Annotated in this window: 21 protein-coding genes; 9 read left to right on the top strand and 12 right to left on the bottom strand. The window is 56.6% G+C overall.

Annotated features, from left to right (window positions below):
* Positions 1 to 179: 179 nt before the first annotated feature.
* Positions 180 to 575: a GFA family protein gene (locus OUO13_RS05310; RefSeq protein ID WP_283172817.1), complete on the bottom strand. Its 396-nt coding sequence runs from the start codon at positions 573 to 575 to the stop codon at positions 180 to 182.
* 357 nt (positions 576 to 932) lie between these two features.
* Between OUO13_RS05310 and OUO13_RS05305 the strand changes: the two genes are divergently transcribed.
* Together OUO13_RS05305 and OUO13_RS05300 are read left to right on the top strand one after the other, a co-directional pair.
* Entirely contained in the window at positions 933 to 1,892 is a 960-nt protein-coding gene (locus OUO13_RS05305) for a lipase family protein (RefSeq protein WP_283172816.1), read from the top strand.
* A gap of 209 nt (positions 1,893 to 2,101) precedes the next feature.
* Entirely contained in the window at positions 2,102 to 2,821 is a 720-nt protein-coding gene (locus tag OUO13_RS05300; RefSeq protein ID WP_283172815.1) for a hypothetical protein, read from the top strand.
* 58 nt (positions 2,822 to 2,879) lie between these two features.
* Here the strand turns inward: OUO13_RS05300 and OUO13_RS05295 are convergent, their stop codons facing one another.
* Complete coding sequence (locus tag OUO13_RS05295) at positions 2,880 to 3,926, bottom strand: NAD(P)-dependent alcohol dehydrogenase (RefSeq protein ID WP_283172814.1); 1,047 nt, start codon at positions 3,924 to 3,926, stop codon at positions 2,880 to 2,882.
* 369 nt (positions 3,927 to 4,295) lie between these two features.
* On the opposite strand from OUO13_RS05295, the gene OUO13_RS05290 reads away from it, so the two are divergent.
* Entirely contained in the window at positions 4,296 to 5,624 is a 1,329-nt protein-coding gene (locus OUO13_RS05290) for a type II toxin-antitoxin system HipA family toxin (protein ID WP_283172813.1), read from the top strand.
* Positions 5,621 to 5,893 carry a helix-turn-helix transcriptional regulator gene (locus tag OUO13_RS05285; protein WP_283172812.1) on the top strand — a complete coding sequence of 91 codons (273 nt, stop codon included), beginning with the start codon at positions 5,621 to 5,623 and terminating at the stop codon, positions 5,891 to 5,893. Before OUO13_RS05290 ends, OUO13_RS05285 begins: the two co-directional genes overlap by 4 nt.
* An 88-nt stretch (positions 5,894 to 5,981) precedes the next feature.
* Here OUO13_RS05285 and OUO13_RS05280 read toward each other — a convergent pair whose 3' ends face one another.
* The 3 genes from OUO13_RS05280 to OUO13_RS05270 form a co-directional block, all read right to left on the bottom strand.
* Positions 5,982 to 6,761, bottom strand: coding sequence for a helix-turn-helix transcriptional regulator (locus tag OUO13_RS05280; RefSeq protein ID WP_283172811.1), 780 nt, complete (start codon positions 6,759 to 6,761; stop codon positions 5,982 to 5,984).
* Positions 6,762 to 6,857: 96 nt separating this feature from the next.
* Positions 6,858 to 8,846 (bottom strand): FAD-dependent monooxygenase, encoded by a 1,989-nt coding sequence (locus OUO13_RS05275; protein WP_283172810.1) that lies wholly within the window; start codon positions 8,844 to 8,846, stop codon positions 6,858 to 6,860.
* Positions 8,847 to 9,260: 414 nt separating this feature from the next.
* A complete protein-coding gene (locus OUO13_RS05270; RefSeq protein ID WP_283172809.1) occupies positions 9,261 to 10,391 on the bottom strand; it encodes a cupin domain-containing carboxymuconolactone decarboxylase family protein in 1,131 nt (376 codons plus the stop codon).
* Between the two features lie 282 nt (positions 10,392 to 10,673).
* Between OUO13_RS05270 and OUO13_RS05265 the strand changes: the two genes are divergently transcribed.
* The gene (locus tag OUO13_RS05265; RefSeq protein WP_283172808.1) at positions 10,674 to 11,591 is read left to right on the top strand and encodes an AraC family transcriptional regulator; all 918 of its coding nucleotides are present in this window, start codon (positions 10,674 to 10,676) and stop codon (positions 11,589 to 11,591) included.
* A gap of 390 nt (positions 11,592 to 11,981) precedes the next feature.
* Here OUO13_RS05265 and OUO13_RS05255 read toward each other — a convergent pair whose 3' ends face one another.
* A complete protein-coding gene (locus OUO13_RS05255; RefSeq protein WP_283172807.1) occupies positions 11,982 to 12,410 on the bottom strand; it encodes an IclR family transcriptional regulator domain-containing protein in 429 nt (142 codons plus the stop codon).
* 101 nt (positions 12,411 to 12,511) lie between these two features.
* On the opposite strand from OUO13_RS05255, the gene OUO13_RS05250 reads away from it, so the two are divergent.
* Complete coding sequence (locus OUO13_RS05250; protein WP_283172806.1) at positions 12,512 to 13,252, top strand: enoyl-CoA hydratase/isomerase family protein; 741 nt, start codon at positions 12,512 to 12,514, stop codon at positions 13,250 to 13,252.
* A gap of 85 nt (positions 13,253 to 13,337) precedes the next feature.
* Here OUO13_RS05250 and OUO13_RS05245 read toward each other — a convergent pair whose 3' ends face one another.
* Together OUO13_RS05245 and OUO13_RS05240 are read right to left on the bottom strand one after the other, a co-directional pair.
* On the bottom strand, positions 13,338 to 13,604 hold the full coding sequence (locus tag OUO13_RS05245; protein WP_283172805.1) for a hypothetical protein: 267 nt from the start codon (positions 13,602 to 13,604) through the stop codon (positions 13,338 to 13,340).
* Positions 13,605 to 13,737: 133 nt separating this feature from the next.
* Entirely contained in the window at positions 13,738 to 14,607 is an 870-nt protein-coding gene (locus tag OUO13_RS05240; protein ID WP_283172804.1) for an acyl-CoA thioesterase, read from the bottom strand.
* A 209-nt stretch (positions 14,608 to 14,816) separates the two neighbouring features.
* Here OUO13_RS05240 and trmA point away from each other — a divergent pair, with 209 nt between their 5' ends.
* The gene (gene trmA, locus OUO13_RS05235; RefSeq protein WP_283172803.1) at positions 14,817 to 15,929 is read left to right on the top strand and encodes a tRNA (uridine(54)-C5)-methyltransferase TrmA; all 1,113 of its coding nucleotides are present in this window, start codon (positions 14,817 to 14,819) and stop codon (positions 15,927 to 15,929) included.
* A complete protein-coding gene (dbpA, locus tag OUO13_RS05230; protein ID WP_283172802.1) occupies positions 15,926 to 17,305 on the top strand; it encodes an ATP-dependent RNA helicase DbpA in 1,380 nt (459 codons plus the stop codon). The genes trmA and dbpA overlap by 4 nt, the downstream gene beginning before the upstream one ends.
* Before the next feature lie 147 nt (positions 17,306 to 17,452).
* On the opposite strand, the gene nadS is transcribed toward dbpA, so the two are convergent.
* Both nadS and OUO13_RS05220 read right to left on the bottom strand, forming a co-directional pair.
* Complete coding sequence (nadS, locus tag OUO13_RS05225) at positions 17,453 to 17,758, bottom strand: NadS family protein (protein ID WP_283172801.1); 306 nt, start codon at positions 17,756 to 17,758, stop codon at positions 17,453 to 17,455.
* A gap of 8 nt (positions 17,759 to 17,766) precedes the next feature.
* Positions 17,767 to 18,087, bottom strand: a complete 321-nt coding sequence (locus tag OUO13_RS05220; protein WP_283172800.1) for a type II toxin-antitoxin system RelE/ParE family toxin — start codon at positions 18,085 to 18,087, stop codon at positions 17,767 to 17,769.
* 221 nt (positions 18,088 to 18,308) lie between these two features.
* Here OUO13_RS05220 and OUO13_RS05215 point away from each other — a divergent pair, with 221 nt between their 5' ends.
* Entirely contained in the window at positions 18,309 to 19,004 is a 696-nt protein-coding gene (locus OUO13_RS05215) for a P-loop NTPase family protein (RefSeq protein WP_283172799.1), read from the top strand.
* Positions 19,005 to 19,251: 247 nt separating this feature from the next.
* On the opposite strand, the gene OUO13_RS05210 is transcribed toward OUO13_RS05215, so the two are convergent.
* Together OUO13_RS05210 and OUO13_RS05205 are read right to left on the bottom strand one after the other, a co-directional pair.
* The gene (locus OUO13_RS05210) at positions 19,252 to 20,061 is read right to left on the bottom strand and encodes a flagellin N-terminal helical domain-containing protein (protein ID WP_283172798.1); all 810 of its coding nucleotides are present in this window, start codon (positions 20,059 to 20,061) and stop codon (positions 19,252 to 19,254) included.
* A 1,302-nt stretch (positions 20,062 to 21,363) separates the two neighbouring features.
* A complete protein-coding gene (locus OUO13_RS05205; protein WP_283172797.1) occupies positions 21,364 to 22,761 on the bottom strand; it encodes a solute carrier family 23 protein in 1,398 nt (465 codons plus the stop codon).
* Positions 22,762 to 22,957 lie beyond the last annotated feature (196 nt).

The following is a 22,957-nucleotide window of genomic DNA, read 5'->3' as shown; positions in this document are numbered from 1 at the left end:
GCTCCTTGAAAGGATCACGGAAGGTTCGTCCTGACCTTCGAAAACTAACGGACGTCAGATCACTTAAATCCTCGAATATGAAAGTTCGATGACAATCGCAATCCTGTCATGAAAATAGTGGGTCGCCGCCCATTTTGACGGAGCAACGACCGCGGCAGCACAGGCCGCCGCTGCCCAATTCACGGACGTTCGGTGTACTGCGGCAAATCGTCGTGAATCTCGTCCCATTCCGCTTTGGAACCGACAAAAATATGCGCCGTCGGGCGCGCATCAATCGGAGTATCCAGCGTCCCCAGACGCAAGCGGAACAACTCCGGCTGCGAGACACGGCGACTGATCAGGGGCGACGCACAGCGCTGGCAGAACACCCGCAACACACCCGGCGAGGATTCAAACTCTGCCAGTGCGGTTTCACCACTGACCCAGCGGAACTCGGCCGAGTTGATCGGTGCATTCACCGCATACGCCGCACCATTGGCCTTGCGGCAACGTTGGCAATGACACATCACCATTGGCCCCAGCTCACCATCCAGTTCGTACTGAACCGCGCCACACAAACAGCTGCCCTTCAACATGTCGTTACCCCCGTATCGTAAAACCACCACCATACGGAGCCACCACAAGCGCAGCAACGCACCGAATGCAAATACCCACGGCATCGGCAGGAACAGATCGTTGCTGTGGCAACCGCAAGCCGACAATCGCCAACACCGACCCGCGCGCCAACCCGCTGACACTTCCGGACAATCTCCGAAAAGGTCAGCAAACGTTTGATTCTTCAGGAATTTATTCAAGAAAAAACAGTCATGAAATGTGCAGTGGTGCCGCATTTGCGCCTTCAAGGCTGGCCTGACATGGCCACTGCTCCCATACTGCCCGCAATCAAGCGGTTATAAATCCGAACTCACCATGCATTCAGGGAGAATATGAGCATGCAATTGTTGAAAACCGGTACCACGGCCCTGCTGGCCTGTTCACTCGGCCTGCTGGGCGGCTGCGGTGCCGCAACACAGATGGTTCAGACCGGCGTTGCCGCCACCAGCAGCACCAGCGCAACCTCCAGCACCGATGCCGTTGTAACCCAGGACAAAGCCACGCTGACCCAGCATCTGAAATCAGCCGCGCTGTCCGCCGCTGCCTATAACCAGGCAGCCAAGACCCGCCTGAGCCTGCTGTCAGAACAGGGCCTGACCGAAGTGAAATACGTAGGTCTGACCGAAACCGCCAACACCAGCAGCGGCACCCAATACATCGTCGCGGAAGAAGGCAAAACCCTGTACATCAGCTTTACCGGCTCCAACGAGAAAAAAGACTTCCTGAGCCTGCTGAGCCAGTACGAAACCTACCAGACCAGCAGCTACCCGGTGCGTCAGGGGTTTGTGAGCGCATGGGAAGAAGCCGAAGCCGATATCACCGCGCTGATTCGTGAAAAGAATCCGACCGCCATTGTGATGAGCGGCCACAGCAAGGGCGGCGCAATCGCGGCGGCCGCGGCCATGAAACTGATGGCTGAAGGTTTCCCGGTAACCGAAGTCACCACCTTTGGTGCACCACCCATCTTCAAGATTCCGAGTGACGAAACCGACGCCAACTTCCAGAGCAAACTGGCGGCATCCGATATCACCTCACGCCTGAACAAGATCAGCACCCTGTACGTACGTGAATACGATTACGTGCAACTGGCCAGCGCCGGTCTGACCATGAACAAACGCAGCATCGGCACCCTGCTGACTCTGAAAGACGACGGTACTCTGCAGTCTGGCTCCAGCCTGGGCAGCAGCGCCATCAGTGCACTGACCAACACCGCTTCCGCCAAGGTTACGAAGCTCAACTCAGAAGCCCTGCACCACAACGCCAATACGTATCTGGATATCCTCAAGACCGTAAAATAAGGCGTCAGCCGCCGTCGATGCGCGCCCCGCGTGGCATCGACGGCCAGGCTCAATCTTCGCCGTTTGATATCTCACCCTGCTCGGCACGATTCCGCTGTCGCCGTTTTATCCGCCCGGCCCAACCACTGGCCGCCCTCTGATTGCTGCTATTCATCCATGCCTGTTAGCGTGATGGGCAACCGACCACCAACCCAACCGAGGTGCAGCTGGTGATCCGCAACATCATTCTGTTCAGTTTTATATCCCTGCTGGTGTGTTTCTGGATGCGCGACGACCTCACATTCCGCCCGGCTCCGCGTCAGGAACTGGCAGCCGAACCCGTGCAGGAAGCCACTCCGGTTGCTCCTTTTGAGGTGCAGGTGGGCGAGCACACCTATCAGGTTGCACCGCAGTACAACTACGATCTGTACGGACTGGTCGTGTCGTACCGGGTACACAACACCGACTTCGGTATTCACCACGACTGGGGCGATTATCTGAACGTCGCCGATGTCTGTGTGGTGTGGGCCGACAACGCCGCCGCGCTGGATCTCACCCGCTTTGATTTCTGGAACGGCGAATTTACCTGCAACTTCAAAACCACCGACTCCGCCGCCTGGCAGCAGTTTCGCGGCGACCAGTTGTCCAACAACCACCTGATTACCGAAAACCCTTATCTGCGTAACGAAATCGCCAAACTGGGCATCGGTGACCAGATTCACATCAGCGGCATGCTGGCGAGTTACAAGGGCGATAGCGGCAGCAGCCGGGGGACCAGCACGGTTCGCACCGACACCGGTAATGGCGCTTGCGAAACCATTTATGTGCAGCGATTTGAACGCCTGTACGATTATTCCAGCCCGTGGCGCTACGGTATGTACGCCTCGTTACTGGTACTGGTTCTGTCGGTAGGGATTTATCTGAAGATGCCGCATCGGGCCAGAAACTGACCAGAGCTGGGCGGCTCTGGTCGGAGGATTCGGGGCGAGCCCGAAACATCGCGGCGGATTACAGTGCCAGGCTCGACATATCCATCACGTAACGGTGGGCAATATCGCCCTTTTCCATCACTGCAAAAGCATCGTTGATCTGGTCCGGACGGATCATTTCACACTCAGGATGGATGTTGTGCTCGGCACAGAAATCCAGCACCTCCTGGGTTTCACGGATACCACCAATAATCGAACCGGCAACCCGACGACGTCCCAGCAGCAGCGGCACCGACATCAGCTCACCCATAGGGCCAACCTGACCCACAATCACCAGAGTGCCGTCGATATCCAGCAGTGGTGTATACAGATCAACCGAGTGTTTGACCGGCACAGTATCCACAATCAGATCCAGCGAACACGCAGCGGCCTTCATCGCTTCAGCATCGGTAGACACCAGAATGCCTTTGGCCCCCAGTTTTTTGGCATCAGCATCCTTGGAAGCCGAACGACTGATCACCGTGACCTCAGCACCCATGGCCACTGCCAGTTTGACCGCCATATGACCCAGACCACCCAGACCAATCACCCCCACACGAGTACCGGCCTTTACGCCCCAGGTACGCAGCGGAGAATACGTGGTGATACCGGCACACAGGATCGGTGCAGCGCGTTTCATATCCAGCGCTGCAGGAATGCGCAGCACAAACTCCTCACGCACCACGATGTGTTTGGCGTAACCGCCCTGGGTCACTTCGCCGGTAATACGATCAAGACCACCGTAAGTCACGGTCAGACCATGACGGCAGTATTGCTCTTCACCGTGATCACACTGATCACAGTGCTGGCAGCTGTCGACCATACAGCCCACACCCACCTTGTCGCCCACCTTGTAACGGGTCACATCAGCGCCCACGTCGATCACTTGCCCGATAATCTCGTGGCCAGGAACCAGCGGAAATGGATGCGGACCCCAATCACCGTTGACGGTGTGGAGGTCGGAGTGGCAGATACCGCTGTAGAGAATCTCGATGGCAACGTCATTGCCACGCAGGGCACGACGTTCAAAGTGATAAGGTGCCATCTGGGCATTGGCCGAAAAAGCCGCGTAACCAACCGTTTTCATACACACTCCTGAGGATGTCAGAGAATCTGGAATAACGGGCCGAGCCTTTGCAAGCCCGACACCGGATGACACAACAGTGTAGTGCGATCATGATTTTTACGAGTGCCAGATCCTGTTTGATGATTGCCTGATTCTACAAAAATTCATCGTTAGCCGAATCACCCGGATTGTCAGCCCAGACACCGCTGATGAATATGCCGCCGCCCTGATGGTCACATCCTCAAAAATGCACGTTAATGCATTAAAAGAGATCTCAAGACTCATAAAATGTATTTAAACACATAAAACTCAACTTATCAGATCCAATAGTGCACTATAATGCACTATCAACCCATTGCAGGCACCGGTATGACACCCCAGCACATTACCTTGCAAACCTGGCTGGCTGGAGCATGGCAGACAGCCGCTACGCTATCCGTGCTCAATCCGGACAGAGGCCGCAGCAGCGCGATTGAGCTTGAATATGATGCGTCTTATGTGGCTCGTTTCAGGCAGTATCCAGCCGCACGCCTGAGCCTTGAGTTTCCGGTTGATTTTTTTCCTCACCATAACGAACACTGGCCTGCCTTTCTGCTGGATATTCTGCCATTAGGAGCCGCCCGCCGGGCCATCTGTCTTCGGCTGGGTCTGGAAAACTACAGCAGCCCAATCCATGATTTCTACCTTCTGCGCAACCACTGTCCGGCACCCATCGGCAACCTCCGGGTCCTGGAGTCAGCACTTCAGCAACCCGATACTCCCGCAATCGGCTTCCCGATGACTGACGTACTTAAACGGGATTCGGATTTTCTGGACTATGCCCGCGAACAAGGGGCAGCGATTGGCGGGGCAACCGGCGCCGGCGGTGAAGCACCGAAACTACTGGTATCGCTCGGTTCTGATGGCCTTTATTACCCGGCAGGATCACTGCCCGATGAAAATTGTGCAGAACAATTTCTGGTCAAGTTTCCACGCCACCAGTCTTTACAACTCGACCAAACCATTCTGGAAGGCGAATACCGTTACTATCAGATTTGCAGTCGCATCAATCGCATCACCAGCATCGACACCGGCCCCAAAGGATTCGACTCCATCTTTTTCAGCCATCATGATGACCCACTCATCAGCAAACCCAGCCTCTGGCTGAAACGTTTTGACAGACCGGATGCGCAGCACCGGCTCGGTATGGAATCACTCTACGCCATGCAGGGGGTTAGCGAACCCGGCCAGACGGTTCAGCACACAGACTATCTGGCCAGCCTGGTTCGATACTGGAGCGAATACAATCAGCAATCAAAAATCGAAGATATGGTCCTCGATTACCTCCGTCGCGACCTGCTCAACGTTGTGCTGGGCAATACCGACAACCACGGGCGTAACACCGCCATTCTGAAACAGGCCGACCAACTACAGCTGGCACCCGTTTATGACCTCGCGCCTATGTGTATGGATGCTGAAGGCATTACCCGCACCAGCCGCTGGGGCAATCTGGAGCTGGGTGGTCGGTTTGACTGGCGAGCAATATGTGTCGCCGCGGCCACCAGCACAGGGCTCTCCGAAGAGACCTTATGGGAAGGAATCAGGCAATTTGCCAAACAGGATCTGTTATCGGTACCGGACCTGGCCAGCGACTACCATCTACCCGACGCGGTTTTTAATCATCCTCGCATCCAGCTGGGCAATCTGAAAAGCCGCTTGGCAAACTGGGGGCTGCTATGAGCAAACAATCGAACACCGCTTCACGCCGCGAGATTCTGCAGTCAGTGGAGCAACAGTTGAACTCGGGTGCCATCGACTTTGGAGAGGCCATCAAAATCCTGCGCAAGGAGATTACAGGACTGAAACAACAGGACTTTGCCCAACTTGTCGGCGTATCCCTGAGAACACTGGCCCAGATCGAATCCGGCAAAGGTAACCCCACCATCAAAACCCTGAACCAGTTGCTTGGGCTTTTCGGGCTGAAAGTAGGACTGGTGATCGGGCGTTAGCCTGTCGGTAATACAATCTGGCCACGATCACATACCGGTGGTCGACTTGCTGGCCACAGCGCCGACCTGCAGAGCCGATCAGCCAGGCTCAGTCGCCCTTGCCATGGCACAGCGCAAACAATTGCGCCCGTGAATTGATGCCCAGTTTGTCGTAGGCGCGTTTGCGGTAGGTGACGATGCTGCTGGCCGCAACCCCAAGTTCATGGGCAATGGCTTCGGCTTTTTTACCGGCCAGCGTGCCTTCACAGACCTGCCGCTCCCGCTCCGACAGAAACGCCAGCGGCCCCTGGCTCAACTGCACCTGACTGATCTGGTAGTGCTTGCCGATCAGCACCGCCAGCAGCCGGGCCACGGTGTTTTCGTCAGGCAGGCTGGTGCCAAACAGATCCCGGAAGATCTGCCGCCGACTGTAAAGATTCAGGTAAAAACAGCCGTTACGGGCGCGGAACAGAATCGACCATTTATCAACGAACCCCGGAGCCTCGAAAAAACGCTTGCGGTACTCACGCGGCATCGACGGGCCAAGATCATCAAGGCACCAGGTTTCGATCCGGCCTTCTTCACTGCCCACCAGCCGCGCAAAATTCGGATCATGGCGATAGCGTCCCTCACTGATGTACTCAAACGCCAGCTGGCGCGCACGGGCATCAGCACTGAAGTCCTTGTACAGCAGAGTGCTGAGCGGTTGGTCGTTGCCCAGAAAAAACAGCATGCATTGATCCGTTTGCAGAACCTCATGCATCCAGCCAAGCAGCTTTTCGAAGAAATCCCCCTCGCCAAGGCTTTCCAACAGCGCCAGCTGAGTGAGAAACAGAGGATCAGCAAGCGGTTGACGCCCCAGGGCGCAGGAGGATGTCTGTGACGGCATGGTATAGCACCTGGGTAATTGCACCGGCAGCTCACGGCAGAAAGACCAATACAGAACGTCTTGCGCAGAAAGCCCGATGCAAATGCTACGGTGTTTTCAGCCGTTGTCGATCATGAAGCGGGCAAAAAATTGCGCCAGCCCGACCTGATCCGTTAACGGCAGCAGAGCACCGATATGCTGATCCGGACGCACAATCACCATGCAGCCACGCTCACGGTCGATACCACGCTGGTTGAAAATGTCGTGGCCAGCATCGGTCTGGAACACCTTTTCGTAATCGCGCAGGCCGAATTTGCCCTTCTGCGGCTGCAAGACGGGATCGAGGGAGCCAGGCAGGTTCTCCAGCGCCAGATCCTGCTGCTGGAATACGCTGTAAACATCGATCACCGAGTCGATGTCGGCTCCCGCCGGGGTGTATTTCAGCAGCGGGGATTGCGGGTTATGGGCCAGAAATTCCAGCAGTCGCAGCGCCTCTGAGCCAGGGTTTGCGGCGGTCGTGGTCACCGGGCTGACGGCGTCAGCGAACACAAAAATGCGCCAGCGGCCATCAGCCTTGACCAGATGCCCGAGTTGCACCGGGCAGCCATCGGCCAGGCGCACCGCCTCGGCGGAATGAAATCGCTGCCCTACCGGAAAACCGGTCGCCAGCGCCTGATGCTCATGCCCACAGCACAGATACGAGGCGTCGTAGCCAATCGAGGTGCCGGCAATAAAGCCGTTCTGACGGGCAATAAATTTCTCGATGTCGGCGGTATTGGTCTTCACCGGCGCGGCGTCTTTTTTCGGTTGGGTCGCCACCAGCGCTGACATTTCGCGGTCGGCGTTAATCAGCATAAACGCCACCTTGCGACGCTCGGCTTCGTAGCTTTGCAGCAGCTCGGGGCGAGCCTTGCCTTGCAGCACCGCCGCCAGCTTCCAGCCCAGATTGAAGGTGTCCGGCAACGAGGTGTTCAGGCCCCAACCACCTTTCGGGCTGTGGGTGTGGCAGGCGTCACCGGCGACAAACGCCCTCGGAATCCGTCCGGCGCGTTCGGCGTCTGTCAGGTCGGCGGGCAGGTCGGTAAAACGCTCCGCCACCCGCTGGCCCACTTCATAAATCGACCACCAGGCGACTTCTTTCACGTCCAGCTGGTACGGATTCATGATGAGTCTGGCCTTGGCAATGATGTCGTCGGCGTTGAGGTCGAGCTGCGCCGCCCGCTGATCCTGACCGAGCAGATCCAGTTCAACGTACAAACGCACCAGATAACCGCCCTCGCGAGGAATCAGCATCACCGCACCGTGTTCTTTCGACTGAATGAAACTCTTGACCCGGATGTCCGGAAAATCCGTCACCAGCAGCACGTCCATCACGCCCCAGGCCTTGTTGGCCGAGTCACCTTGCAAGGCAATACCGAGGTTTTTGCGCACCGCGCTGCGAGCACCATCGCAACCGACGATATAACGGGCCTTGATGGTTTCGGTACGCACTGCCGGATGGGTTTCAGAGCCGCCGATGGTGGCATTCAGGCGCTCAAACGTCGCCGTAACAGGATACGCCTTCAGATCCTGGGTCAGGATCTGATCGATGTTCAGCTCCAGCAGGCGGCGACTGTAATGCGGCCGCAGATGGTTGATCGAGCTGGCCATGCCATCGAGCAGAATATCGTGCAGGCGCGACTGGTTAACCACACCATGAACAAACTCCGACAGGCCCAGGCGCGCATCCGCTACCTTGTGAGCGCGCTTGATGTGTTGCGGTTGGTTCACGTCCGGCTCCCAGAACGCGTTTTGGCGCAGTTGGTAGGTTTCTTTCACCAGCAGTTCGCTGCTGTTGAAGGCTTCCATGATCTCCAGGGTGCGACAGGAAATACCGTCAGCCTGACCAAACAGCATCGGTCCGGCTTTTTGCTCGACAATACAGGTACGAATATCGGCAAAATCCGCCAGTTGACGCGCCAGCGCCAACCCGGCCGGACCACAACCGACGATCAGCACATCCACTTCGTCGGGCAGATCAACCAGCGGAGGAATCGGATCGGGAACGCGGGCGGCATCAGCAACCTGCAAGTTGCCAGGCTTGAAACCGTTCAGGTGATACTGCATGGCAGAAACCTCTTGTCATTATTGTTGGATGAGTATTGGCATCACGCAGCCCGCAGGCGCGGCACACCAGACAACCCGGCAAGAATAAAGGGACAAGACAAGAGAGGTTGTCCCCAGAAAATGGGGACAACAACAGAGCTGGCAGGTATTACCTCATCCGAGAATCAGGCTGGCTATCTACGCCACAACGCCATTGACGTTGGCGAAGCCATCAAAATCCTGGCAAGGAGATTACGGGAATGAAGTAACGGGACTTTGGCCGCAGAATCGGCGTATCCCTGAGAACACCAACCTACCAGCAGAATAAAAAATCCCCGGCCGGGGACCGGGGCAAGATGGTTACGATCAGAGACTCACCGCACTCCCGAACGCCTGTACCGGGAGCTGATTCCCCATCGTAAGGGAGATAACCGATCAGTTTTGTACAGCCGTCAGTGCGCTGCTTACGCGCAACCCCGTGGCACGGCTGACGCGGAATTCCAGCAAGCTGGCCAGTTCCTGCAGTGTTTCCGGGCTGACGCCGGTGTGCAGCGACATACCAATGTGGGAATTCAGCTGCGGAGCAGCACCCGGCATACTGGCCAGAATTGCCACCGTCAGGATTTCCCGTTCCTGATTGCTGAACAGGCCACGGGCGAACACATCACCAAACAGATGTTTCTGCAGGAAAGTGTTGGCCACTGGTTCAAAGTCGAACAATGGGCCGCTTACCGGATGCCCCACCAGCTCGGTCTGGACTTTTTTGCCCAGCGCTTCCGCCTGATCCGGTGCTGGCAGAGGTTGTGGCTCTGCGCCCTCTACGTCTTTTTTACCGGCAGCCTTACGTTCGTTCACCACCGCCATCAGGGTACCCAGACCATTCAGGGATTTTGGAAAACCGCCGTACGGGTACAGATGCACCATGGATTCGGACAGATCATTGATCGTGACTCCGGCTTCCAGCGACTCATCAAACACCGCCCGCAGCGATCCCAGATCATCCGCTGCGGCAAACGCAACCGCGACGACCAGCTGCTGTTCCCGAATGGTCAGCCGTTTGATCTCGGGGGCAGTGCCTTTCAGAGCATCCAGCGCGGCCTGATATTGGGCATCCGAAACCTTGTCTTTCCAGTTAACAGCGCTGTTGTCCTTGCTGCCAGTCACCACAAAATGGGTCATGGCCGCATGCGGTGTAGCACCGTGCCAGTGATCAACCCCTTCCGGGCACCACACCGCTTCACCTTCAGAAAAACTGACCACCTGACCATCACGGGTTGCCGTAATCGCCGTGCCTTTGGTCACCACCATGTGCTGACCCGCCGGATGATCGTGCCAGGCCGTACGTGCACTCGGCTGGAAGGTTACAAACGCGCCTGAGTAGGGAGTGTTGTCACCCGGAAAAGCCATCTGCACATCCACCTTGCCGGTGAACATGGCTTCCGGGCCAGTGAAGGTCGGCAGAGTGCCAGCCGGATACACAGTCTGGGCTTCAGCTGCGTTGACTTCACCGGAAAGACCAGCAATCGCCAACAAAGCGGCTGGACTGATACGGGATTTGTTCGCCATAAAAATCTCCCTCGGACGATGGATTTCACTCTCGAAACAATGGCGTCCATTAAAGCGTCCGGGCGCTTGCAGCCGGTAGACCAATCCTCGCCAGTTTTTGCCTGATTCTACGAAGCCCTGCAGTTATTAATTCGCGACACTCATAGATCCCATGAGCCATAACAATCCAACTTGCCTGATCCTGCGAGTTTATTGCCAGATTCTGCGAATATCAGGCAAGCCTTGTGCGCCTGTTCGCGAGCGGTGCTAGCATCCATCTCCATAAAAGACGGGAGAAACGCCATGGCAATAGAATCAGGCAATTCAACATCACCGCCAGTTACGACACTGGCCAGCCAGATCAATCGTCATCTGGCATTTGGCAATCGACTGACCCCCTCCATTCCGGGGCTGACCCTGCATCGTTGGGAACACCCGACCGAACCGGTCAGTTACATGCTGTCGCCCAGCATTTGCCTGATCGGCCAGGGCCAGAAACGCCTGTTTCTGGGCGAAGATGCCTTCGTCTACGACTGCAACACCTTCCTGATTACCTCCATTGAGCTGCCAGTGGTGTCGCAGATCACCGACGCCAGCGCGGATGCGCCCTACCTCGGCCTGACCATGGAGCTGAACCTCAAACTCATCTCACAACTGATGATCGACAACCCGGTACAGAACAGCCGTCAGAAAGATGATCGTCTGGGCGTTGCCGTGAGTGATCTGTCGGCCGATCTGCGCGGAGCATTCGAACGCCTGCTGGGCCTGCTGGATCAGCCCGATGACATCCCTACCCTTGCACCACTGATCCAGCAGGAGATTTTCTATCGCCTGTTAAAAAGCGATCAGGGACCACGTCTGCGCAACATCATCACCAGCGGTAGCCACAGCCACCAGATCGCCCGCGTGATTGAATGGTTAAAAACCCACTTCAAACACCCGGTCCGAATTGAAGACCTCGCCAGCGACGCCGGCCTGAGTGTATCGGCGTTCCACAGCCACTTCCGCGCCATGACTGCCATGACCCCGCTGCAATTCATCAAACGGATTCGCCTGAGCGAAGCCCGTCGTCTGATGCTGGCCGAACAACTCGAAGCCTCCCAAGCCGCCTATGAAGTCGGCTACGAAAGCCCCTCCCAGTTCAGCCGCGAATACAGCCGCATGTTCGGCGCACCACCGATGAAAGACATCAAACAACTGATGGCCTCGGGCATGGTGTAAGCACCAGCTCGGGTCAGTGCCAGCCGAGTTTGGCAGAATGTATTGGCGAGTACGCCGCCAGGCGAACCGCGTAATACATCGAATGGCTTGATGTAATACGCCTTCGGCTATTACATCCTACGTCACTACGACCAAATGATCGCCGGACACGCCCGCAGCCAGGGGCTGATACTGGTGACCAATAACCTCAGGGAGTTTGAACGAGTGCCGGGATTGCGGGTGGAAGATTGGGTGGATTGAGGTAGACGATATCGGAGTTTTGTAGGATGTATTAGCGTGTACGCCACCAGGCGAACCGAATAATACATCGAATGGTTTGATGGATTACGCCCCAGCCGGGCGACGCTCGGCTAAACCACCCTGCGGTGCGGAAATCCAGCAACAAGGCCACTAACGCCCGAATCCGCCGCGCATCAGCGTGCTGATATCGGCTGCCGCTTTGTGCATGGCGGGTAACAGGCTTTCGGCAACGGCTGCGGTCAGGCGGTCCGAGGTGCCGGAAATGGTGATGCAGGCGGAGACTTCGCCGTTTTCGTAGATCGCCACCGATACCGCCAACAGTCCGAACTGCCATTCGTCGCGCACAATCACATGACCGCTGTGACGAATGTTGTGCAGGCGCTCCCGCAGAACGTCGGCGGACGTCATGGATTTTGGTGTCGCCGGAACCAGATTATTGGCAAAGTTCTCGATCACCTCACTAGCCTGATGCGCCAGCAATACCAGCCCGACAGAGGTGCAGGTGGCCGCTGAGCGCAGGCTGTATTTGGTGAACAATTGCAGCGGGTGGTTGAGTGCGCTTTCGACGCTTTTGATCATCAGCGGCGCTGTATGAAATTCAATTCTATATTTCAGAATTTAAGTTCATCCTTGCCCAATCAAAATAAACCCTAATCAAAATAAAAGCAGAGGAACCGCCGATGTATGAATTCATGGATTACCAATCAAACGATGGCATCGCCACCATTGCCCTGAATCGGGCGGACAAGCGTAACGCCATCTCGTTCCGCATGGCGGCGGAACTGCGTGATTGCTTCAAACGTTTTGCCGCCAGTGATGATCGGGTGGCGGTGCTGGTATCCAACGATGAGCGCGTGTTTTGTGCGGGAGCCGACCTGTTCGAGCCACCGGAAAATATCTGGGAAGCCATTCCGGAAATCGGTTTCCAGACCGACAAACCCATCATCGTGGCCGCTAACCAGAAGGTCATTGGTATTGGGGTATCACTGGTGTCGATGTGCGACTTCATCGTGGTGAGTGACGAAACCGTCTTCAACTACCCGGAAGCCAAGCTGGGCTTCTCCAACGGCCTGATTATCGGCGCGGTGAAACGCATGCCTGCCCGTCTGGCCATGGAAATGATCATGCTGGCCGAGCCCATCAGTGGCCAGCGCGCCTACGATGTCGGCTTTGCCAACCGTCTGGTGGCACCGGGCAAGGAACGTGAAGAAGCCATGCGTATGGCGCGTATTCTGGCCGACAACGCACCGCTGGTGGTGCAGTACAGCAAACGCATGTGCCTGGACGCCATGGGCAAAACCCCGACCGAAATCCAGTACCAGACCCGCCTGCAAAGCGACCGCATGATGTTCAGCGAAGACGCCGATCGTGGCATGGAAGCCTGGCGCAGCAAAACCAGACCGGTCTTCGAAGGCCGCTGATCAACAACAGCCCTCCAGGATGGCCACCGGTTCTCACCGACGGTGGCTGCTGATACTGACACCCGCCAGCGTCGGCTTCAGTCCGTTACTGCAGCTCACCGTCCACAAACGCGGCCAGAATATCCATCACCTGCTCCTGCTCGGCGGATGGATTCTGAATGCCTTCCATCGCCGCCAGCTTCACACGGGCGGCCTCTTTTATCAGTTCCGACTCTTCTTCCGTCAGATCGTGAATCAGGGTTTGCCAGGCATTGATCTGCAAATCCGCCGTTTCATCCGGGTCGTAACCGTTGTCCGGTTCTACCGAGAGATAACAGAGCAGATCCATCAGGATGGTCGTCAGATTGTTCATGAGTAATCCCCTGGATACATAAAACGGCCAGTTAAACGGCTATGCCATGTCGGGTCAATCTGAAGATCAGGCACATTTCATGTATCAACGGTGATTTTTTGCCGAGGGGCGTGGGAACACAAAACACTCTCGCTCACCGTTTGCGTATCAAACCTTCCTGCGCCACCGACGCCACCAGCTCACCGCTAGCACTGAAAATCTGCCCCCGACAGAACCCTCGCCCACCACTGGCACTCGGGCTGTCGATGCAATACAGCAACCACTCATCCATCCGGAACGGGCGATGAAACCAGATGCTGTGATCAAGACTCGCGACCTGCATATCCTTTTGATACACCGACACCCCATGCGGATACAACGCCGTGGTAATCAGGTTGAAATCCGAGGCATACGCCAGCAACGAGGTATGCTCGCGCACACTGCCGCCGAGCATGTCATCGGCACGCATCCACACCACCTTTTCCGGGGCGCGGGCTTCAGGCGAGAAAATATTGACCGGGTTCAACACCCGCATTTCGATGGGCTTGTCGGCAGTGTAGAGCGGCCGCAAACGTTCTGGGAAGTGATCGCGCCACTGACGCGCCAGCTCCACCTGCGAGGCAATACCCTCCGGGCCGGGCACATCCGGCTTGATGGTCTGATGCTCGAAGCCGTCTTCCGGCCGATGGAACGAACAGATCATCGACAGCAGTGCCTTGCCTTTCTGACTGACGATAACCTGCCGATTGGCGAAGCTGCGGCCATCGCGCAGCAGTGACACCTCCAGCTCGATGCTTTCAGTCACCGAACCAGGGCGCAGAAAATAGGCGTGCAGGGAGTTGGGCCACCAGCCCTGCCCCGAATCACCGGGCAAGGTTTGCATGGCAGCAGATAACCCCTGCCCCAGCACCTGCCCACCAAACAGACTGCGAAAGCCGAGATCCTGACAGCGGCCCCGGAAACGATTCATACCAATCGCCTCCAGCCCCAAAAGATCCAGCAATTCATCCAGAACGTTACTCATGCCATTCATGCCCCTGCAGCAATGACCCCGCCACATTGCACTCCACGGCACCGGCAAGATCATGACGCTGTTATTGTTATGGTTATCAATTCTTGTCTGGCAGCTTGCGCAATCGCACAAAATACGAACATCGCGCCGACTTTACCGTATAATGCCCGGCTTTTTCGAACGCGAACCTAACGTACCGAGCGCAGAGCTTACCCACAAATATGTCCGACTTGTACCAGCACGGGGTCGACCCCGAACGCTACGCCGAACTTCTGGAACAAAAGAGCCAACGGCTGCAAAGCCTGATGGCGGAGTTCAACCCACCCGCCGTTGAAGTTCACGCCAGCGCGCCCAGCCACTTCCGTCTGCGTGCCGAATTCCGGCTGTGGCACACGGCTGAACGTTGCTTTTACGCCATGTTTGAACCGGGTGATCGCAGCAAGGTTTACGAGGTCCGCGAATTCCCGATTGCCGCTCCGCTGATCAACCGCCTGATGCAGGAGCTGCTCGACCAGCTGCACCAGCATCACATCCTGCGTCATCGCCTGTTTCAGGTAGAGTTTCTGACCACCCTCAGTGGCGACGCCCTGATCACGCTGATCTACCACAAAAAACTCGAAGACGAATGGCAAGAAGCCGCACGCCAGCTGATGGCCACCCTCGGTTTCCCGGTGATTGGCCGCTCCAAAAAACAGAAGATCGTGCTGGATCGTGACTACGTGAACGAGTGCCTGCCGGTTGATGGCCTGCAGCTCCACTATCGCCAGATTGAAGGCGGCTTCACACAGCCAAACGGCGGCATGAACTGCCGCATGTTGTCATGGGCGCGTGAATGCCTGACCGGGATGGGTGGAGACTTGCTGGAGCTTTACTGCGGTAACGGCAACTTCTCGATTGCACTGGCCGACCGCTTTGAGCGCGTACTGGCCACCGAGATTTCCAAAACCTCGGTTGCAGCCGCCCAGATTAATATAGCCAAAAATGAGATCGACAATCTGATTATTGCCAGACTGTCGAGCGAAGAATTTGTGACCGCCCTGCGTGGCGAACAACAATTCGAACGCCTGAAAGGTGTTGATCTGGCGTCTTATGATTTCCGTACCGTTCTGGTCGACCCGCCACGCGCCGGTCTCGACGACGAATCCGTGCGCCAGACCCAGGGTTACGACAACATTCTGTACATTTCCTGTAACCCGGAAACCCTGCAACAGAACCTGCAGGTGTTAACCACCACTCACGACATTGTACGTCTGGCCCTGTTTGACCAGTTCCCGTACACCGAACACATTGAAACCGGCGTGTTGCTGCGTCGTCGCCACGGAGCCAGTTCATGACCGCATCCAGTTTCGCCTCGCTGCCACTGCCGGCCGCCCTGCTCGAAAACCTCGACAGCCTTGGTTACAAGGAAATGACCGCCATCCAGCAGCAGGCCCTGCCGCTGGCGCTGGAAGGTCACGACCTGATTGCCCAGGCACGCACCGGTTCCGGTAAAACCGCCAGCTTCGGCCTGCCATTGCTGCTCGGTATCAACCCGCGCTTCTTTGGCTGTCAGGGTCTGGTGTTGTGCCCAACCCGCGAACTGGCCACCCAGGTAGCCACCGAGCTGCGGCGCCTGGCGCGTTTCCAACCCAACGTAAAAATTGTCGTACTGTGTGGTGGCGTCTCCATCGGACCACAAATCGCCTCGCTGGAGCACGGCGCGCATATCGTGGTGGGCACACCGGGCCGCATCAAGGATCACCTGCGCAAGAACACCCTGCGCATTGATGAAGTGCAGATGCTGGTGCTGGACGAAGCCGACCGTATGCTCGACATGGGCTTCACCGAAGACATTCACCACATCATTGGCCACACCCCGGAAGACCGCCAGACCCTGCTGTTCTCCGCTACTTACCCAGACAACATTCAGCAGCTGAGCGCGCGCATCCAGCAGGAGCCAAAATCGGTCAAAGTTGAATCCTTGCACACCGCCAGCAGCATTCGTCAGGCGTTTGTGCTGACCGAACGCGACCAGCGCCTGGGCACTCTCGAACGCGTACTGGCCAACTACAACCTGCAGCAAGCGGTGATCTTCTGTAACACCCGTCAGACCACCGAAGAAACCGCCCGTCACCTGAAAGACCTCGGCTACATCGCCCTGCCGATTCACGGTGATATGGAACAACGCGAGCGTGATCAGGTGTTAACCTGCTTCAAACAGAACAGCGCCAACTTCCTGATCGCCACCGACGTTGCCGCCCGCGGCCTCGACGTTGACGACCTGCCAGCGGTAATCAACTACGAACTGCCACGCGATACCGAGGTGTACACCCACCGTATCGGTCGTACTGGCCGCGCCGGTAAAGAAGGTATCGCCATCAGCCTGGTGAGCAGCAGCGAAGACTACAAACAGAACGCCATTCGCGAACAGCAACAGGCCGACATCCAGCTGATCAGCCCGGTTGAACTGGGTAACCGCAGCCTCAACCCGCAACGCCCGGCCATGGTTACCCTGTGTCTGGCAGCGGGTCGTAAAGACAAACTGCGCCCGGGCGACATCGTTGGCGCCCTCACCGCCGCTGGCGGTCTGGATGGTAATGAAATCGGCAAGATCGACGTGATGGACTTTGTCGCCTACGTCGCCGTGCCACGCCCACGCGCCAGCCTGGCATTAACCATGCTGACCAAAGGCAAAGTAAAAGGCCGCGCCATCAAGGCACGCAAGGTGTGATGCTCCAGTCTGGAGTCCAGAGAACAGCACCGTAGATGTATTAGCGTTGCGCCGTCAGGCGTAACGCGTAATACATCATCTGAATTAAATCTATCCAAGATGAGCTAGCCTGCTCCGTCATGCCGCCACCTTGTAACCCCACCCCTGTTAATGAGCACCTTGTTCGAGAATGGCTGTCATCGCCACCGGATTATGCTGGATCAACAGCAACAGCTTCTGAGTAGGACCCGTTGGATTACGGCGTCTGTTTTCCCAGCTTTTTACGGTTTCCACACTGGTGCCAATCAAAACAGCAAATTCGTCTCGACTGCGTCCTGTCGCCTCGCGAATCGCACGCACGTCGACGGTATCAAAGACATGAACAGCTTCAGGAGCCGGAGCTTTGACTCCTGTTTCAATCGCTACCATTTCTTCGGCACTGGCCAATAAATCGGCAAAAAGTTCGTCTTTCATTGAATGCCTCACTTAAGCTTTTCTACAACAGCCTTCAGCAGGTGTTTCTGTTCAGCGGTCAGGTTGTCAGCTTCATTTTTCGCGTAGATCAGTGCCAGATACACACGCCCCGTAGTCTCTGAACGGTTGTAATAGATCACTCTGACTCCGCCACTTTTGCCCGCCCCGGGACGGGACCAGCGCAACTTGCGAAAGCCTCCCGTACCAGATATCACCGGACCCAGCTCCGGATTGACAATAAGCGTTTGCTGCAACTCCCGGAACTCGTCATCGTCCATCAAGGTGCTACGGCGCTTCCTGAAACTTTCCAGTTCGATAAAGGTAATCACCCGGAACCTCCGTGTACAATGTACCCATGATAAGCACATACAGCCATCTTATCCAGCCAATACCCGGCACTCTGCCAATAAAGTCCACACCGTCTGAACCACCCGCTCCTTTCCTGTTGCATGTCTGCGCAATTATCCCTAAGGTTCACGCCCCTATCCGGACGGCTGACTTTCACGACAGAAACCACCAGCCTTACCACTCAAGCAAGGAACTGAAAACCATGGGATCTCTTAACTTTATCGGCGGTGAAAAAGGCGGCGTTGGCAAGTCAGTGCTGTCTCGTGTTCTGGCCCAGTACTTTATTGACCAGAAGAAACCATTCACCGGTTTCGACACCGACCGTTCCCACCAGTCTTTCCGTCGTTTCTACGAAGATTACGCCCACAAAACCGTGGTCGACAGTTACGAAAGCCTGGACCTGATTGGTGAGTGTTTTGCAGAAGATCCTGAGCACAGTGTGCTGATTGATCTGGCAGCACAGACGTTTGCTCCGGTAGCGCGTTGGGTGGAAGATTCAGACCTGTTTACCCTGTTTGATGAACTGGGTATTCAGGTGAACTTCTGGCACGTGATCGATGGCAGCAAGGATTCCGTTAACCTGCTGAACCACCTGTTCGACACCTACGGCGACAAGCCGAACTACATTCTGGTGCAGAACTACGGCCGTTGCTCCGACTTCTCCATTTTCGAACAGTCTGCCGAAAAAGCCCGCGCGGAAGAGCTGGGTGCCACCATCATCTCCATGCCGAAGCTGAACGAAGGCTCCATGCAGAAGATCGACCTGCACAACACCAGCTTCTGGAAAGCCATCAACAACAAGGGCGACAGCATTGAAACCCTGGGTATGCTGGAGCGTCAGCGTGTGAAAGTATGGCTGCAGAAGATGTACGACGTGCTGGATACCATCAGCCTGTAAGCCGGTTTGCCCTGCGCACGCCTCATAGAGAAAACTCGTACCGAAAGCGTATGGGGCAAAACCCGCTGTACAAAAAAAGGGGTAACACCGCGTGGTGTTACCCCTGAGCTATAACCAACATCTTGCTACTGACAACTTCAAACTATTCAAGCCAACGTCAAAACACTCAAACCAACGTCAAACAACCGCTCGTCAGAACAAACAAGCACTTCCCAACACTCGCACATCCACTTATTGAGCCACCCCGTCAGCCCAGCAACTGCAACATATCACCCGCATGGGCATTGGCTTGCGCCTGCATGGCCAGCTGCATCTGATCTTTTATCTGCGATGAACTCCACTCACTGGCCGCCTTGGCAATATCAGTATCCATAATCCGGCTTTGTGCGGCGGCGGTATTCAGTCGCCGTTCTGCCAGGTTATCGAGATTGCTATCAAGCCGGTTACTTAACGCGCCCAGCCCCGATTGCCGCTCACCTACCTGCGACAGCGCCAGATCCAGCGTCGACAGACTCATACTCGCAGCATCCGAGCTGCTGACGTCCAACGAAAACACCCCGGAATCTTTCAGAGTTTGCAGCAGATCACCGGTTGCCAGCTCGGTGGTATCACCGGCATTCGGGCCGGTCTGCAGCTGCATTGGCTGGCTGTTCTGAAACAGCGCCTGACCGTTGTAGTTGGCATCTTCCAGCAGGCTGGAGTTCTGTTCGTTAAGCTGATTGATCTCCGACTGGATCGCCGCCCGATCGGAATCATTGAGCGTGCCGTTACCCGCCTGCACAGCGAGTTCACGCATCCGCGACATATTGGAGGTCAAAGTATCCAGCGCACCGCTGGCGGTTTGCACCATCGACACACCGTCCATACTGTTGCGGGCCGCCATATCCATACCACTCAGCTGCGCCGACATCCGCGAGCCAATGGCCATGCCGGCGGCGTCACCGGCCGCACTTGAAATACGTTGCCCGGACGACAACTGCTGCGCACTGGCCTGAGTACTGGCAGACGCGCCTGAATAAGAAGAATAACTGGCAGAGAGGGAGCCGACGTCACTCATGTGGAACACCCCTGTTTAATCTTTGTACAGCATATCACCGGTGGCCGTACCAGACTGTCAGCGCTTGAATCACATTGTGACAGCCTGTTGCGAAACTGTATCTACGCCAACTGGCTCGCATTTTCGGACGTCGGACGTCGGACGTCGGACGTCGGACGTCGGACGAACAGCATCCATCAACGCCGGGAACAACCGCCACGCCATCGCGGCCAACGGCGCGCTCCTACCACAAAACCGCTCTCGCCCAGCGCAGCTGGCTGCACAATGCCCATCTGGGCGAGCCGGAACTCACCGCAATGGCCGACCCAGCCGGGGCATGGATGCCCCGCCAGCCCCGTTGGCACAGGGACGTGCCATCAGGCCGGGGTCGAACAGCCGTTGTCGGTGAATTTCGGAGAAACGAGCCCAGTCGGGCAAAAGCAGGGGGAGGCCCGCCCGGCCGGGGGACAAGGTCCCTCAGGAGGGCAAAAGGCCAAGCCAATTAACAAGCCGAGTAGCCGCAAAGCGCCAGACGCCAGACGCCAGACGTCGGACGTCGGACGTCGGACGAACAGCATCCAGACCCACACCTCCAGCACAACATTCCCACGCAGGAGCGTGGGAACGAGAATTAACACCGTTTTCACCCAGCGCAGCTGGCCACCGTTAAATGCCCATCTGGGCGAGCCGGAATTCACCGCAATGGCCGACCCGGCCGGGGCATGGATGCCCCGCAAGGCCCGTTGGCACAAGGACGTGCCATCGGGCCGGGGTCGAAACGCCATTGTCGGTGAATTTCGGAGAAACGAGCCCAGTCGGGCAAAAGCAGGGGGAGGCCCGCCCGGCCGGGGGACAAGGTCCCCCTGGAGGGCAAGCAGCCTGGCCACTTAACAAACCGAGTAGCCGCAAAGCGCCAGACGTCGGACGTCGGACGTCGGACGAGCAGCATTCATCAACACACCGATTTTGCCCAGCGCAGCTGGCTGCACAATGCCCATCTGGGCGAGCCGGAATTCACCGCAATGGCCGACCCGGCCGGGGCATGGATGCCCCGCAAGGCCAGTTGGTACAGGGATGTACCATCTGGCCGGGGTCGAAAGCCGTTGTCGGTGAATTTCGGAGAAACGAGCCCAGTCGGGCAAAAGCAGGGGGAGGCCCGCCCGGCCGGGGGACAAGGTCCCCCAGGAGGGCAAGCAGTCTGGCCAATTAACAAGCCGAGTAGCCGTCAGACAAGCCCCTCAGGAGGGCAAGCGACCTGGCCAATTAACAAACCGAGTAGCCGTCAGACGCCAGATCCGATCGCGGCCCGGCCAGCCGCCAGCGTTACCGGCTTTCTTCCGAGGTTTTGGCATCCGCAAAGATAAACTCATCTTCCTCTTTGTGTTTACCCAGTAAACGCGGACGTTCAATCAGGAAATACAACACCAGACCAATCACCACCGCATACACAGTGGACTTTGGATCAGGCATGGCCAACGTCACCGCCACGATACCAGCAACGCCGCGCTCGGCTGAGTTTTTCAACTGCTCCATCCCCACCATGATGCAGATGTAAGCGGTCAGCACCAGCGTCAGCGACAGCGCAATTGGCAGCACGGGTTTGAACATGGAAACCAGCGGCAGGCAGAACAGCGCCAGGAAACCGGTTACCCAGAACGTACCACCACCACTGTAGATAGAATCCATCGCCTTGCGGCCCATCGCGTAACGTTCGGCTACGGTTGCATGCGCGGCGGTGAACAGCGGGCCAGACAGGCCAGGCCACGGTGCCAGGAAGGCATGCAGGGCATTACGAATAGCGGTCACCACGTGAATGCGGTCAACGCTGATTTCGATCTGTTCATCCGGGCGTTCACGATCCACACGCGCCACCAGCGTGGTGCCGACCAGAATGTCACCAAAGGCAATCACATAGGCGATCAGTGCGGTTGGAATCGCCAGCAGGAACATATCCAGCTCCGGGAAACCGATGCTCATGATCAGATATTGCGACATCAGCTCGAAATCCGGATGGGTAATACCCCACTGGATATCCGGCAGCGGGTATTCACCCACAATCCAGCCAATCGCCATGGCCACCAGCATACCTGGCACCATACCGAAGTTGGCGATCTTACGGGCAAAGGCCGATTGCTCCACCACGTTTTTGAACGACAGCGAAAACAGGATATAGGCGGCAACAATGGAACCGGCAATCAGGGAAATCGGTGTATTGTCGATACGACCACCGGCTTTTAATTCACCCATCATGGCGGCGATACCGGCACCGATAATAATCCCCGACTTCAGCGAGTTCGGAATCACATTCACCAGTTTTGAACCCCAGCCGGTGAGGCCGAGAATCAGGAAAATCACCATAACCTCAATTTGCAGGGCAAACATGGCCTTGATGGCTTCCGGCCCCGGTTCATAACCGTTCAGAAACAGAATCACCACCGGAATCGCTGGTGTAATCCAGCCCGGCACCAGCGGCACACCCAGCAGCGCTGGCAGCATGTAACCAATACCGGCGATAAAACAGAATGCGAGTGCGGCCTCGTAAGGCATACCCAGATATTTTTGCAGCAGCGGAATCATGGCCAGACCGACCACAAACATCACCAGCCCCTGCACCATCTCCGGAAACTCCCAGCGATAATGCACAAAGGGTAAACGTATTTTGAATGGCCCAGCCGGCCAATACGGATGTTCGGCGCCATCCTTGCGTTGTTGAATTGCCATATCGTCGATCTCTTTATCAGGTTTATTGTGTGATCAGGATCAACGCTAAAGAGTCCGACGCCGCGATTCGAGCCGGTATGTTTAAACTTTGGTCGAATAATTCGACCAATGTCCAATACAAAAAGAGCCACCCTGAAACATTTCGATATATTCAGGAATATTTGGATATGCTAGCGAAAAATCAGTGCAATATTCA

The sequence above is a fragment of the Parathalassolituus penaei genome, from assembly GCF_026626885.1.
GTDB lineage: Bacteria > Pseudomonadota > Gammaproteobacteria > Pseudomonadales > Oceanobacteraceae > Oceanobacter > Oceanobacter penaei.
This window is presented reverse-complemented; position numbering and strand designations above follow the sequence as displayed.

Bases quoted from the DNA above. Each gene is read 5' to 3' on its own strand.
- OUO13_RS05310 (WP_283172817.1), bottom strand. From the start codon at position 575: ATGTTGAAGGGCAGCTGTTTGTGTGGCGCGGTTCAGTACGAACTGGAT.
- OUO13_RS05305 (WP_283172816.1), top strand. From the start codon at position 933: ATGCAATTGTTGAAAACCGGTACCACGGCCCTGCTGGCCTGTTCACTC.
- OUO13_RS05295 (WP_283172814.1), bottom strand. From the start codon at position 3,926: ATGAAAACGGTTGGTTACGCGGCTTTTTCGGCCAATGCCCAGATGGCA.
- OUO13_RS05285 (WP_283172812.1), top strand. From the start codon at position 5,621: ATGAGCAAACAATCGAACACCGCTTCACGCCGCGAGATTCTGCAGTCA.
- OUO13_RS05280 (WP_283172811.1), bottom strand. From the start codon at position 6,761: ATGCCGTCACAGACATCCTCCTGCGCCCTGGGGCGTCAACCGCTTGCT.
- OUO13_RS05275 (WP_283172810.1), bottom strand. From the start codon at position 8,846: ATGCAGTATCACCTGAACGGTTTCAAGCCTGGCAACTTGCAGGTTGCT.
- OUO13_RS05270 (WP_283172809.1), bottom strand. From the start codon at position 10,391: ATGGCGAACAAATCCCGTATCAGTCCAGCCGCTTTGTTGGCGATTGCT.
- OUO13_RS05265 (WP_283172808.1), top strand. From the start codon at position 10,674: ATGGCAATAGAATCAGGCAATTCAACATCACCGCCAGTTACGACACTG.
- OUO13_RS05255 (WP_283172807.1), bottom strand. From the start codon at position 12,410: ATGATCAAAAGCGTCGAAAGCGCACTCAACCACCCGCTGCAATTGTTC.
- OUO13_RS05250 (WP_283172806.1), top strand. From the start codon at position 12,512: ATGTATGAATTCATGGATTACCAATCAAACGATGGCATCGCCACCATT.
- OUO13_RS05245 (WP_283172805.1), bottom strand. From the start codon at position 13,604: ATGAACAATCTGACGACCATCCTGATGGATCTGCTCTGTTATCTCTCG.
- OUO13_RS05240 (WP_283172804.1), bottom strand. From the start codon at position 14,607: ATGAGTAACGTTCTGGATGAATTGCTGGATCTTTTGGGGCTGGAGGCG.
- trmA (WP_283172803.1), top strand. From the start codon at position 14,817: ATGTCCGACTTGTACCAGCACGGGGTCGACCCCGAACGCTACGCCGAA.
- dbpA (WP_283172802.1), top strand. From the start codon at position 15,926: ATGACCGCATCCAGTTTCGCCTCGCTGCCACTGCCGGCCGCCCTGCTC.
- nadS (WP_283172801.1), bottom strand. From the start codon at position 17,758: ATGAAAGACGAACTTTTTGCCGATTTATTGGCCAGTGCCGAAGAAATG.
- OUO13_RS05215 (WP_283172799.1), top strand. From the start codon at position 18,309: ATGGGATCTCTTAACTTTATCGGCGGTGAAAAAGGCGGCGTTGGCAAG.
- OUO13_RS05210 (WP_283172798.1), bottom strand. From the start codon at position 20,061: ATGAGTGACGTCGGCTCCCTCTCTGCCAGTTATTCTTCTTATTCAGGC.
- OUO13_RS05205 (WP_283172797.1), bottom strand. From the start codon at position 22,761: ATGGCAATTCAACAACGCAAGGATGGCGCCGAACATCCGTATTGGCCG.